The organism is Vibrio orientalis CIP 102891 = ATCC 33934, from assembly GCF_000176235.1.
Classification (GTDB): domain Bacteria; phylum Pseudomonadota; class Gammaproteobacteria; order Enterobacterales; family Vibrionaceae; genus Vibrio; species Vibrio orientalis.
In genome coordinates this window covers 85,225-98,315 of the sequence record NZ_ACZV01000004.1, presented here as the reverse complement: position 1 = coordinate 98,315, position 13,091 = coordinate 85,225, and the positions used below count along the sequence as shown (strand labels likewise).

The following is a 13,091-nucleotide window of genomic DNA, read 5'->3' as shown; positions in this document are numbered from 1 at the left end:
CTGCATTCTAACGATTAAAACTCATATGTTAATTACTTTAATTCAGTTGTTGTGAAATTGTGACACCTGTAAGTTTTTAAGGACTGACCACAATGACAAAATGCGCTGTTTGGAGAAAATATGGAAACCCAATACAACCTTGCGATTACTGCAGCCAAAGAATGGCTGAGCAAAGACAAAAAACAATTTATTGGCGGCCAATGGGTTCTTGGTAACTCAGAGAATAATTGGATGGTAACCAATCCTAGTAACAGAGATGTGTTGTGTAACATCCCTTTAGCTGATGAACAACTGGTTGAAGAAGCGGCGGCTGTTGCCTCACAAGCTCACCAATCTGGCGTATGGAGCCAAATAAGTAGAACGGCGCGTGCCCAAGTTCTTAGCGATATTGCTCAAGTTATTCGTGACCATACTGAAGTTTTAGCGGTGCTAGAGACGCTTCCAAATGGCAAACTCTTAACAGAGTCATTAGCAGACGATATTCCAACTTGTGCTGACATCTTTGAGTACTATGCCGGTTGGACTGATAAGTTTTATGGCGAAACGTCACCTGTCGATCCTGAATACCTTAACTTCACGAATAAAGAACCGGTTGGGGTATGTGCACTTATCGCACCTTGGAACTTCCCTCTTTATCAGGCTGCACTGAAAATCGCTCCGGCTTTAGCTATGGGGAATACGGTCATTCTTAAACCATCCGAGTTTACACCTTTGACCTCTCTATACTTGATAGAAAAGATTGTTGAAAGCGTTGATATTCCAGACGGTGTTTTAAACCTAGTTATTGCTGATGGCGCAGCTTCAAATCAGCTTACAGTCAGCAATAACGTCCAAAAAGTCTCCTTTACCGGAAGTACACCTATTGGTCGCAAAATCATTGAAAATAGCGGCCAATCAAACATGAAATCAGTCACGCTTGAGCTTGGCGGTAAGTCTCCTTGTATTTTCTTCGAGGACACCGAAAACCTAGACGCTGCGATCGACCGTGCTTTTACTGTGATGTTCTCTCACAAAGGTGAAAAATGCTCCGAACCAACGCGATTTTTAATCCAAGAAGGGATTTACGATTACGTTCTTGAGAAGCTAATTGCCAAAGCTGAAGCGGTAAAATGCGGAGATCCACTAGACCCTGAAAGTGAACAAGGGCCTCAGTGTAATGAAGCTCAGTTCAATAAAATCATGTCTTACATTGAGATCGGTAAAACAGAAGCAAAACTGGTAGCTGGTGGTGAGCGAGATACATTAAATGGTAATGAACAGGGCTACTTTGTTCGACCAACGATTTTCTCGGAAGTGCCTGAAGATGCACGAATCGCACGAGAAGAGATCTTCGGCCCGGTACTTTCTTGCATCAAATTCAAAACCGAAGAAGATGCAATTAGGATAGCCAACAACACTGAATATGGGCTTGCGGCAGGTATATACACGTCTAATGTCACTCGTGCGCACCGAATGGTTGATAAGATTGATGCTGGTATGGTGTTTGTGAACAAATATGGTTGCTATGGACTTGCTAGCCCATTCGGCGGCTTTAAACAAAGTGGTTGGGGTAAAGAGATGGCCATTCATTCGCTATCTTCTTACACCAAAACGAAGAGTATTTGGGTTTATTACGGCGAAAGCTAATCACATATGTTGGGCGGTTCTATCCGCCCAATTAAGGAAAATCATGCAATACAGAATCGAAGTCGATAATATTGGTGAAGTGAGAATCCCGGTATTACTCCCTTATGGTGCTCAAACACAGCGAGCTCTAAATCTGTACCCCGTAGACAATCAAAAAACACTTGGCGACTACGCTTCACTTATCAACGCTGTTTTACGTATCAAATTAGCTTCTGCTCGTGTAAACAGGGAAATCGGAGAAATGGATCCAGTGCTTTCATTGAACGTTGAAAACACCTGTCAGTCCATATTAGAAAACTACCAGAGGGAACTATTCCCCGTTCACGCTTTTCATGGGGGTGGTGGGATTTCCGTTAATATGAATGTCAATGAGGTCGTCGCTAACATTGTCAATCATAGCTATTATGCCCAGCCCTACGGCACTTATTCTCCTGCTCATCCGAATGACGCCATTAACATGAATCATTCAACGAGCGACTGCTTGCAAACAGCAAGTCATTTGGCTGCTATTGAAGCCCTTGATCGCTTAGATACAACCACTGAGCGCTTGATATACGCACTTGAGTATTTAATGGCGAATCACAGCGACAGTTCCAAACTCGCCAGAACCTGTATGCAGGATGCAGTCACGATTGAGTTTAAACAATTTTGGGGTGGTTACTTAGCATCACTACGCACCTATCAAATGCACCTTAAAGCGTGTCGCAATGACCTTCAGGCTGTTAATTTAAGCGGTAATATTATTGGGCGAAGTGGCGACTGCTCAACGGCTTATGCCGAGCGTTGTATCGCAGTACTTTCAGATGTTATTGGTATAGAGCTTCGCAAGAGCGATAACTTATTTCAATCCAGCCAATCATTTGATGCTCAAATTCATTGTGTAAGTCAGGTGGAGAACTTAGCGGGCTTTATTATCAAGATAGCGAAAGACCTGCGTTTAATGTCTTCCGGTCCCGAGGGCGGTTTATCGGAAATTACACTTCCAGCGGTACAGGCTGGTTCAAGTGCTATGCCAGGAAAAGTAAACCCTACGATTCCCGAGTTTGCCATTCAGTCTGCTATGCAGGCACAAGGGCATTGCTATTCGTCTAAACAAGCACACATCCATGGAGAGTTAGATTATAACCCGTGGGGAATGCTACTGATTACCAATCTACTCGATGCCATAGATCACCTAGAAAAGGGAATCTCGGTACTCACTGAAAAGTGTATTTTCGGAATAGAAGTTAACTCAGAGACACAATCGCGTAATGAGTCTGCCTTGGTGCCACTCGTCGTGCGGGTCAAGTCAAAAATTGGATATAAAGCGACTTTAGACCATGTTAAAGAGGCTAAAAACTCAACTGAATTGAAAGAGACGTTACAAGAGATACTGAAGCGGTAACCTGTAATCTATAGACAATAGCCAAGTCGATTACGCACTCCAGCTATGTGGCTCAGGCTCCTTGCGTAGGCTGTAGTACAATTCGGTCTATCATCACGCCAGGTGGTTGTTCCAGTGAAAAACAAATAGCGCGTGCGACATCGTCCGGTGTTAGTCCGGTCGGGTAGCTATCAATAAAAGCGTCCGCCGCAGCTTGATCACCCTTGTAGCGGCTTAATTGGAATCCAGTCAGCACTACCCCAGGGTCGATCTGTGTGACGCGGATTGCGGTGTTAGCCATGTCCATACGTAGGGATTGGGTAAAGCCATCTACGGCAAACTTACTGGCACAGTAGACTGCTGATTTCGGATAGGGCGTGAATGAGCTGATCGACCCTATATTAACGATATGACCCCGATTTCGATTGAGCATCCTTGGTATAACATGTGATGTCATGCGGATCAGGCCTGTGACGTTGGTGTTGATTACATCATCGCTTGCCGTACGATCGAGATCCTGAAATTCCTGCCAACCGCCAGCATCATGGCCGGCATTGTTTACTAGAATGTCAATCTCACGCCACTCGGCGGGTAAGTCAGCCAATGCGGCAGCGACAGCGTCTTCGTCACGAACGTCGAGTTCGATCATCAGTCCAGTTTCACCTAGCTCATCTGCAAGCTCTTTTAGTCGCTCAAGGCTGCGTCCAGTGCCAATCACACGTAGTCCGCGGGCAACCAAGTGTCGGGCAGTAGCGGCGCCGATTCCGCTGCTAGCGCCTGTGACCAATGCAACGCTGCCTGATGATAAAATGTCACTCATGATGTTTTCCTTAACTCTTAGTGTTTGCTTATTGAACGCCTCTATACTAATTACTTTGAATTTAAGTGATAATACGTTTATTCAGGAAAACATTATTGCCAAATAGCAAAGGTGAGCATGGAAAGTTTTGAGGGCATCAACGAGTTTGTAACGGTTGCAGAAAGCTCGGGGTTTTCTGCTGCAGCAAAACAGTTAGGTTGTAGTACTAGCCACGTTAGCCGTCAAGTCACAAGGTTGGAAGAGCGACTAGGTGTTGCGTTATTAGCGCGTTCGACAAGAATGGTGAGCTTAACGGAGGCAGGTCAAGCCTATTACCAACAGTGCAAAGAGTTAGTGATTGGACTTCAACAAGCCAATGAGCAACTGAGCACCCAGCAGACGCAGTTACGTGGTGTGCTACGAGTCAGCGCTGCTGGTGTATTTGCAGAAAACTATGTTGCACCTGCTTTGATGGAGTTTGCCAAGCAACATCCCAACCTCACGGTCGAATTAAACTTCAATACCAGCATGGTGAACTTTATTGAAGATGGCTTTGATTTTGCGATTCGTTACGGACGACTTAATGATTCAGGGCTTGTCGCTAGAAAGCTAGTCGACCGACCAATGATGGTAGCAGTAAGCCAGAATTACATTGATGAGCATGGTTTACCGACTCATCCTGAACAACTTAGGCATCACAATTGTATTGTCTCCAATACAGATGTTTGGCTATTTGAAGCAGATGATAAGCCCTTAGATGAAGTGAAAGTTCAAGGTCGATGGAAAAGTAATAATGTCCATACTGTCTTGCAAGCTTGTGAAAAGGGGTTAGGCATAGCGTATCTGCCAAAAAGTAGCTTTAGAGATGCAATTTTATCTGGCCGTTTGGTTCCTATTCTAGAGCCTTATTGGGGAAGTGGTAATAGCAGCTGGATTGTGTATCAGAATCGACGCTTCCTACCGTTAAGAGCAAGACTCGCAATCGACTTCTTAATCGACCATTTTTCAAAGTGGCAGGAGTGATTTAGTTACAATAGCAATGACTTAGCAGAGTAGGAGAAACAGCCTCATCCATTTGAATACCACCGACCCTAATCATTAACGGGTTGAGTCAACAGAGTGTGAAGCGTTTCTGAGAGCAGTTCAGCCATCTGTTTTTTATCAACAGGCAAAGCTTTGTGTTGAATAGAGTAACCCTCAACATAAGGCAGGAGCAGTGATGCTGCTTTTTCTGCATTTGCTCTGTCATAGTCACTCCAAAAGATACAAGCTCTATCTATTGAGGTTACGTAAAATTGATTGAGTTTATCCTCAAGTTCTGTGTTTCGAGTCGCAACAGCCCAAAGCTCTCTAAAAACAAGGCACGCATCACTAATGTGCTCAGATTGCCCTAATATGAACAGGACAAACTCATAGAGCACTTGTTTTGGCTCGTCTACTCGATTGCTGGGTGAAAACTGTGCAATATCGTCATAGCATTGAGTAAAGTAAAAATCCGCTAAGTTATTCAACAATATCTCTTTATTCTTGAAGTGATGCTGGACATTGTTAAGACTCTTACCTGCCATTGAAGCAACTTTTCTCATCGTCACCCCTTCTACACCAGAGACTTTCAAGATAGCTAAAGTGGCTTCCATAATCTGGTTTCTTGTTGCAATACTACGGTTGTTCAATCGTATATCCCCATATAGCTAGATCTTTGCCGGAATCTCGAATTATACCAACTTGCACTATTGGGTCAACCGACCCACAAACCCATTGACAGGTCAATCCACAACCTTTAGCATGAAAATCATTGGGTCAACCGACCCAATATCTACCGTAAAAAGACAGATTAGACATGGTGCTTCCAGTAATAGTGTTGACGACCATTTGAGTGTGGCAGAACCTTGGTAAGGGGAATCTATGACATTCGGTACACCCAAGTAACCATCGGAGCGAAGAATGATGAAAGGTATTGTAACAAGCAATAAAAAGACTTCCCTTAATACCAACATTGATATCCCAACGCCTAAAGAAAACGAAGTTTTAGTCAAAGTACAATGTGCCTCGGTTAATCCCACCGATATTGACTTTATAAACGGAAAATATGATTTATACCTGAAGTTATTAGGTGGCTTTCATGACGTAAGAACGGGCTTGGAGTTCTCTGGCATTGTTGAAAAAGAGGCTGGAAATTTTAAAGAAGGCGATAGGGTTTTTGGATATGTTGATTTGATGAAAGGCATGAAAACTCATCAAGAATATATTTGCATCAATACCGATTATATTGCCTTAATGCCAAAAAACCTGAATTTTGAACAAGCGGCTGCTTTACCTTTAGGCGCACTAACTACCTTAACCGCGTTCACTGATGTTAGTGACGTGCAACAAGGCACAAAGCTGTTAATCAATGGTGCTTCTGGAGGGCTAGGTGTTTATGCCGTACAGCTTGCAAAAATTTTGGGCGCTCAAACTACTGCCATTGCGGGGCCTGGTCAGAAAGATTTTCTTTTACAGCTTGGCGCTAATGAAGTTTATAACTATAAAGAAACTGATATTAATGAATTACAGACCAAATTTGATGTATTTCTAGATCTGTCTAATAAAAGGCAATTTAAAGAAGTTAAGCCCGTTCTTGCAGGTAACGGCCAATTTATACCACTTGAGCCCGATAAACAGCTCTTAGGCTTTGTGACAAATCTTTTCAGTTCCAAAAAAATGAAGTACCTGATGGTTAGTAAAGGTGATCATCAAAAATTGACGAAAATTGCAAAATGGGTTGAACAATCAGAGCTGCAAGTATATGTCGATAGTGTTTACGACCTCTCTGATTACGAAGAAGCTTTTAAACGTTTAAGTAATCAAGGGAAGCAAGGCCGAGTTGTTATAAAAGTCGCACAGGATTCTTAAGTGATTTAGGCTTTCAGAATAACCTTGAAAGCCTAACAAATACGCTTCCATCTTGGGTAACCAATGAAGGTATAAGTAACTTTTTCATCGAACTAATTTTTGCTCTCTGCTTGTTGCTTCAATAGTTCTTTTAGCTCCCCAACCTCTGCTCTCAGATCATTGACTTCTTCTAAGATCTGCACTTCCATCTTGCGCTCGTTAGAGGTGTCCATGCTCCACGAGGCGAGCACAGCGGTAAAGCTACCAAACTGACCGTAACATTCAGAAGCAAGAACTTATCTCTGTAGGTCTTGATGCTGATGAAGGAATGCGTTGGCTCGATGATCCGCAGCGACGCAGTGCGATACGTAACGCAGAGAAGCAATAGCAGCAAATGGGGGTTTCAACCGTGAGTCTAGCGTTTCTGGTGCGCCCCAAGTTGAAGGCTATAAACAAATCCTATCTGAGCTGATGGCTAAGGCGGATGCAAAGTAGCGCTTCAACTCTTGCTATTAATATTCTACATACCGCTCATAGGAAGTCGTCAGATGTATACAGTGAAGAGCAGAGTGAGGAGCAACCACGTTAGCAAGTGATGAAGTTTTATATGAGTCAGCCGAAGGACAAGCTGACTCATCGGTGAAGGTTTTCATCAGAGCGTAGGCTTTGATAGAGCAACCTTTCTATTCGCAAGGTGCCGCAAGGTGAATCAGGGCTAATCCACCCAGTGACGTTTCCCGGTATTTCTTGTTCATGTCTTTACCCGTTTGATACATGGTTTCAATCACCTTATCTAACGAGATCAAACATTTACTATTGCGCTTTAACGCCATACGAGATGCATTGATTGCTTTCATTGCGCCCATCGCATTACGCTCAATACACGGTACTTGCACTAAGCCACCGATCGGGTCACAAGTCATGCCCAGTGAATGCTCCATAGCAATCTCGGCCGCAATGCATATCTGCTCATTGCTACCGCCACGTAGCGCGGTTAAACCAGCCGCCGCCATGGAAGAAGACACACCGACTTCGCCCTGACAACCGACTTCAGCACCAGAGATAGACGCATTGGTTTTGTACAAAATGCCAATCGCGCCGGACACAGCAAGAAAGTCTTTAAGCTGTTTGGTATCGAGCTCTTTGATGAAGCGATGGTAGTACATCAATACCGCAGGAATCACACCCGCAGCACCATTAGTTGGCGACGTCACTACTTGGCCGCCTGCGGCATTTTCTTCACTAACCGCAAAAGCGAACAGGTTAATCCAATCCATGATTTCCATTGGATCATTCTCAACAATTGCATTTGCTTCCAGCTTTTTCAGCAAGTTTGGTGCTCTACGAGTCACGTTCAAACCGCCATCAAGAATACCTTCGGTTTCAAATCCGCGCTCCATACAACGCGTCATCACACGCCAGATCTGTTCTGCACGTTGATTGATGGCTTCCATATCCTGAAACGCTTGTTCGTTTTTCAGAATCATACCGCCTAGGCTCATGCCGTTCTTCTCTGCTTGTTCCAACATTTCGTCTGCGCCAGAGAATGGGAATTCAACCTTTACGGGTGCAGTCGCACTGCCATTTTTCAGTTCATCAGCCGTCGCGATGAAGCCACCACCGATAGAGTAGTAAGTTTCAAAACCAACCTGATTGCCCTGCGCATCTAACGCAGTAATCGTCATGCCATTCTCATGCAGAGGGAGGCTCTCTTCATGGAACAACATATCCGTTTTGTAGTTGAATTCAATTTCATGACGGCCATCAACAGACATCATGCCCTCTTCAATCGCCTTGCGCATAGCTTTGTTCGCAGAAGCGATTTTGATGGTATCTGGTTTGTTGCCAAGTAAACCAAGAATGGTCGCACGGTCAGTATGGTGACCAATCCCCGTTAACGATAGTGAGCCGTATAAATCGACTTGAATCCGAACCACTTTAGCCAAGTTCGATTCAATCAAACGAGTGAAGTGGTAACCCGCGATCATAGGGCCATTGGTGTGAGAGCTGGAAGGACCAACCCCAATCTTGTAAATATCAAAGATGGACAGCATAAAAACTTACCTATTACGACAATGCAGCATAAAGCCAATCAGGGAGGGCCATACAAGCAGCGATGGTCGCCACAGCGAACACCAACAACCCGTAGTGGCTTGCGGTTGGCTTTGCAAAAAGATGTTTTTGATTATTGATAAAGGTTTGTTGCTCGGCAGTCACGGAGCCCCAACGACGGCTCACTAACGCACCAAGCAAAAGGAAGACAAACGTACCGATTGGCGCGAACCACGGCCAAGCCACGTCGAGATACATAGCAGTAAACACCGCAATCACACTCATGATGCTGCCAACGATCACGCCTTTTTCGTTTGCTTTCACCCAGAATAAGCCAAGCACGAACGAACCCAAGCGTATGCCAACGAAGATGGAAGTCAGGCTAGCAATGGTTTTGAGTACTGATTCATTCGATACCGCTAGAAGAGCTGGCACTACCACCATGGCCGCAGCAAGCAAACTCATCTTTCTTGCGACTTTTTCGTAGTGCTCATTATCGGCACTCTTGCGGAGAAATCGTTTGTAGATATCGAACGTTGCGACCGTTGCCATTGAGTTGTAAGTCGAATCCAAGGTTGACATCGCGGCCGCCGCCAATGCGGAAATAATCAAACCAACGACGATTGGGTTAGTGTGGTTGAAGACGAAATCCAAAATCACTTCGTTGCTATTTTCAAACGATTGATCTTGGTAGAAAATACTTAGAAGAACACCCATCACCGCGAAGAATAAGTACACGAAGAATGCACCGTAGCCACACAACAGCATCGATTTCTGTGCGGTCTTTTCACATTTGGTTGCCAATGTACGTTGGATGATCAATTGGTTGGTGCCGTACACACTCAAATGCAAAAAGCTCACCGCCACAACACCCGCCCATAGTGTGGTATCTACCCCCAAGTCAAAGTCTAAATTGATGATATTAAGGTGATCACGAGACAAGTGGTCGGCAGCGTTAATCTCTGTCAGTAACATGGCAAAGATGGCAACACTGCCCGCGACCAAGACAGCTGATTGCAGCATATCGGTCCATATTACCGTAGAAATGCCCCCCGCATAGGTATAGCAAGCGGTGAAAATACTGATGTAGATTATGGCCTCTGAAATACTGATGGGCAGAACTTGCACCATGATCAACGCCACTGCATACAAAATCACACCCGCCGAAATGCACTGAACCACAATGAACACGATAGAATTGATCGTGCGAGCCACAACGCCAAAGCGGAGCTCTAGATATTCATAGATAGAAGTCAGGCCAAGTTTGTAAAACACTGGAACAAAGAAAATCACAGCGAAAAAGATCACTATTGGGTAATTCAAATGAACGCTCATCGCTTCCATACCTGAACTGTAAACCCAGCCAGGCATACCGACGAACGTCATCGCACTGATGTAGGTTGCAAGAATCGAAACACCTGCCGTAAACCAACCGAACTGCTTTCCACCCGTTGAAAAATCGCCACCAACACTAAATTTCTTATTTACTAAGTAGCTGATAAATAAAGTAGTAAGCACATAAAGAGCAATAACCACAAAACTTGAGTACGTAACCATTTGTAGATTCCGTTTATTGTATTTCGCAAATCATTCGCTGCCAATATTACTCAAAACTGGATGTTTTCCCTCAAAAACCCACTACAAGTGTGAGTTTTGTCACTAACATTGATGAATAAACACTCAAAACATGCAAAAACTCGCCAAATCACCATCTAATGAGATCAAGATCACCAAAACACACAAAATGGGTACGCACTCATTTTAAAATTGACTTTGATCACGGATCTAATAACCACAAAAAATCTATTATCTCTCCCGAAACGAAGATAGCCCAGTGGACACCAATAATCACAACGCTGTCATCAAAACTAAAACCACCCTATATAAAATAAAGGTTTATCGGTCATGACGAATAAAAAACACATGAGCGAAGTTCCTATGATTCAAAGGGTAGCTGCATATCTAGCAATTCTAGTGGGCTACTTTTTCTATTGTTATAACTTTGTAATTATTGACTACGTACGCCCATACATCGTTGATGCGTATGATGGCATTAACCTAGCGGATACCGCTCAGTTCTACACATGGCAGTCGGTTGGCGCACTTATTGGTGCTCTGAGCTGTGCGTGGGTGGCTTCAAACTTTGGTAAGAAATCGACTCTTATTGCCATCACTGCACTGAACGGCGGCGCGACCATCATCAACATGATGTTTACTGACTACGCTATGTGGGCAGCAATGCGTTTCATCATCGGTATTTCTTTGGGTGGTTACTTCACGGTAGCGGTAAGCCTAATGATTGGCCTATTCACGCCTACCGTTCGCGGTAAGTTAACGGCATTTGCTTCTTCAATGTTCTCTGTTGCTTTAATGGCAATGGGGGCTTATGCAGCATTTATCTCAAGCATTGACGCGCCTTGGCAAAGCCTAATGTGGGTAGGTGGTATTCCTCCTCTAGCAGCGGCCGTAATAATGATCTTTATCCTGCCGAGCGACAAAAAAGTGATCGCTTACGGTGAAGAAGACCAAGCAAAAGCGGAAGAATCAAACGCACCAGCGAAAAAAGGTTCTTGGGGCGAAATGCTTAGCGCGCCTTACCGCAAGCTAACTATCACTTGTCTATTGCTAGCTGGTCTTAACTTCTACGGTTACCAGTTCTTCTCAGGCTTTGTGACAACGTACCTAAAAGAAGTTCGTCAATTCGACGGCGCGACTATCGGCATCATCTTCTCTATCTCGGCATTCGGTTCTCTATTCGGTGCTTGGGTATGGGGTGCGATTGCAGACAAATACGGTCGTAAGGTTAACGCATTCGGTTTCATCCTAGCGGGCATCATGGCATCGGTATTCTTCGTTGCTCCAAGCGACGTGATGATCGGCAGCCTTAACATGCTGGCTATCCTAGGTCTTATCTACAACTTCGGCCTATCAGCTTCAGCAGTATGGGGTGGCTACTTCTCAGAACTGTTCCCAGCTCACCTACGCAGCTTCGGTGCAGCGCTATTCCACGGCGGTCGTATCATCGGCATGTGGGCACCAATGGTGCTGGTATTCATCCAAGAGCGCAGCGACCTTGCAACAGCGATGTGGGGCTCACCAATCGTATGGATTGTGGCTGGTCTACTGTGGCTATCTCTACCTGAAACGTTAAAGGGCGGCATCTTCGACAAGAGCAAAAAAGCGGAAACAGCAAAAGCTTAATCCCCTTTCGTTGAAAGCCAGCCAAGACACTAAATAAACATTAATCCGGCTGATCAGTCAGCCGGTGACAAAATCCCAATCGAGTCCTGTTCCGAATGTTGACTCGACAACAAAAAGAGAATGAATTATGTCTAAATATCAAGAAGCTAAACGCATTGTTCGCGAATACTTTGATGCAATGGAAAACGCAACTCACGAGAACGTGGCTGAAGTATTGAAAGCACACACTTCTGAAGACTACTTGTGGCGCGGTGTTTACCCATTCCGTGAGCAAGAAGGTGCTCAAGCTGCGGCTGACGTATTCTGGTCTCCAATGATGAAATCAATGACTCGCATGCAGCGTCGTCAAGATATCTTCATCGGTGGTAACAACGAAATCAACCCAGATGAAATTTGGGTAATGAGCATGGGTCACTTCATGGGTCTATTCGACGCTGAATACCTAGGCATGCGTCCTACTGGCAAAATAATGAACGTTCGCTACGCAGAGTTTAACTGTGTTGTTGACGGCAAGATCACTAAGACAGGTCTGTTCCTAGACCTACTAGGCATGATGGATCAAGCGGGTTGCTACCCATTACCACCATCAACAGGTAAGCACTTCGTATACCCTGGTCCACGTAACCACGACGGTCTACTGTTTGAAGATGCCGCTCCAGAAGAAGGCGTAGCAACGCTTGCTCTAGTGAACAAGATGGTTGATGACCTTTCTGCTCTGAACGACAGTGGCGCAATGGGCTGCCCACCAGAAGTTCTAGAGAAGAGCTGGTCTAAAGACATGATCTGGTACGGCCCTTGTGGTATCGGCGCGTCTTACACCATTCCTCGTTACCAACAGCAGCACCAACTTCCTTTCCGCAACAACCTGAAAGACAAGAAGTTTAACGGTCACGTTTGTCGCTTCGCTGAAGGTAACTTCTCTTGTTTCTTCGGTTGGCCAAACCTATCAAACACGCCAACAGGTGGCTTCCTTGGCATGACTGGCGGCGAAGTTCGTGCCGACATGCAAGTGGTTGACGTGTACTACCGTGACGGCGACAAGCTATCTGAAAACTGGGTACTGATCGACCTTCCTTACTGGCTAAAACAGCAAGGTCTGGACGTGTTTGAACGCACTTCATCAATCCTAAACCCAACGCTGTAACCTAGTCCATTGTCTATCTAGATCTTACCTACGCT

10 protein-coding genes are annotated in these 13,091 nt (G+C 44.8%); 6 read left to right on the top strand and 4 right to left on the bottom strand.

Annotation, left to right across the window (positions count from 1 at the left end):
* Positions 1-120: 120 nt before the first annotated feature.
* Both VIA_RS04005 and VIA_RS04000 read left to right on the top strand, forming a co-directional pair.
* Positions 121-1,626, top strand: coding sequence for an aldehyde dehydrogenase family protein (locus VIA_RS04005; protein WP_004411266.1), 1,506 nt, complete (start codon positions 121-123; stop codon positions 1,624-1,626).
* Positions 1,627-1,669: 43 nt separating this feature from the next.
* Positions 1,670-3,010 (top strand): lyase family protein, encoded by a 1,341-nt coding sequence (locus VIA_RS04000; RefSeq protein WP_004411265.1) that lies wholly within the window; start codon positions 1,670-1,672, stop codon positions 3,008-3,010.
* A 52-nt stretch (positions 3,011-3,062) separates the two neighbouring features.
* Here VIA_RS04000 and VIA_RS03995 read toward each other — a convergent pair whose 3' ends face one another.
* Positions 3,063-3,809, bottom strand: a complete 747-nt coding sequence (locus VIA_RS03995; protein WP_004411264.1) for an SDR family oxidoreductase — start codon at positions 3,807-3,809, stop codon at positions 3,063-3,065.
* Positions 3,810-3,926: 117 nt separating this feature from the next.
* On the opposite strand from VIA_RS03995, the gene VIA_RS03990 reads away from it, so the two are divergent.
* Positions 3,927-4,811: a LysR family transcriptional regulator gene (locus VIA_RS03990; RefSeq protein WP_004411262.1), complete on the top strand. Its 885-nt coding sequence runs from the start codon at positions 3,927-3,929 to the stop codon at positions 4,809-4,811.
* 68 nt (positions 4,812-4,879) lie between these two features.
* Here VIA_RS03990 and VIA_RS03985 read toward each other — a convergent pair whose 3' ends face one another.
* The gene (locus VIA_RS03985; RefSeq protein ID WP_004411260.1) at positions 4,880-5,425 is read right to left on the bottom strand and encodes a TetR/AcrR family transcriptional regulator; all 546 of its coding nucleotides are present in this window, start codon (positions 5,423-5,425) and stop codon (positions 4,880-4,882) included.
* A 307-nt stretch (positions 5,426-5,732) separates the two neighbouring features.
* On the opposite strand from VIA_RS03985, the gene VIA_RS03980 reads away from it, so the two are divergent.
* Complete coding sequence (locus tag VIA_RS03980; protein WP_004411259.1) at positions 5,733-6,680, top strand: NAD(P)-dependent alcohol dehydrogenase; 948 nt, start codon at positions 5,733-5,735, stop codon at positions 6,678-6,680.
* 662 nt (positions 6,681-7,342) lie between these two features.
* Here the strand turns inward: VIA_RS03980 and VIA_RS03975 are convergent.
* A complete protein-coding gene (locus VIA_RS03975; RefSeq protein WP_004411257.1) occupies positions 7,343-8,713 on the bottom strand; it encodes an L-serine ammonia-lyase in 1,371 nt (456 codons plus the stop codon).
* Between the two features lie 13 nt (positions 8,714-8,726).
* The gene (locus VIA_RS03970) at positions 8,727-10,268 is read right to left on the bottom strand and encodes a sodium:solute symporter family protein (RefSeq protein WP_004411256.1); all 1,542 of its coding nucleotides are present in this window, start codon (positions 10,266-10,268) and stop codon (positions 8,727-8,729) included.
* A 348-nt stretch (positions 10,269-10,616) separates the two neighbouring features.
* Between VIA_RS03970 and VIA_RS03965 the strand changes: the two genes are divergently transcribed.
* Together VIA_RS03965 and VIA_RS03960 are read left to right on the top strand one after the other, a co-directional pair.
* Positions 10,617-11,912: an MFS transporter gene (locus VIA_RS03965; RefSeq protein ID WP_004411255.1), complete on the top strand. Its 1,296-nt coding sequence runs from the start codon at positions 10,617-10,619 to the stop codon at positions 11,910-11,912.
* A gap of 127 nt (positions 11,913-12,039) precedes the next feature.
* Positions 12,040-13,056, top strand: a complete 1,017-nt coding sequence (locus tag VIA_RS03960; protein WP_004411254.1) for a nuclear transport factor 2 family protein — start codon at positions 12,040-12,042, stop codon at positions 13,054-13,056.
* Positions 13,057-13,091: the final 35 nt, after the last annotated feature.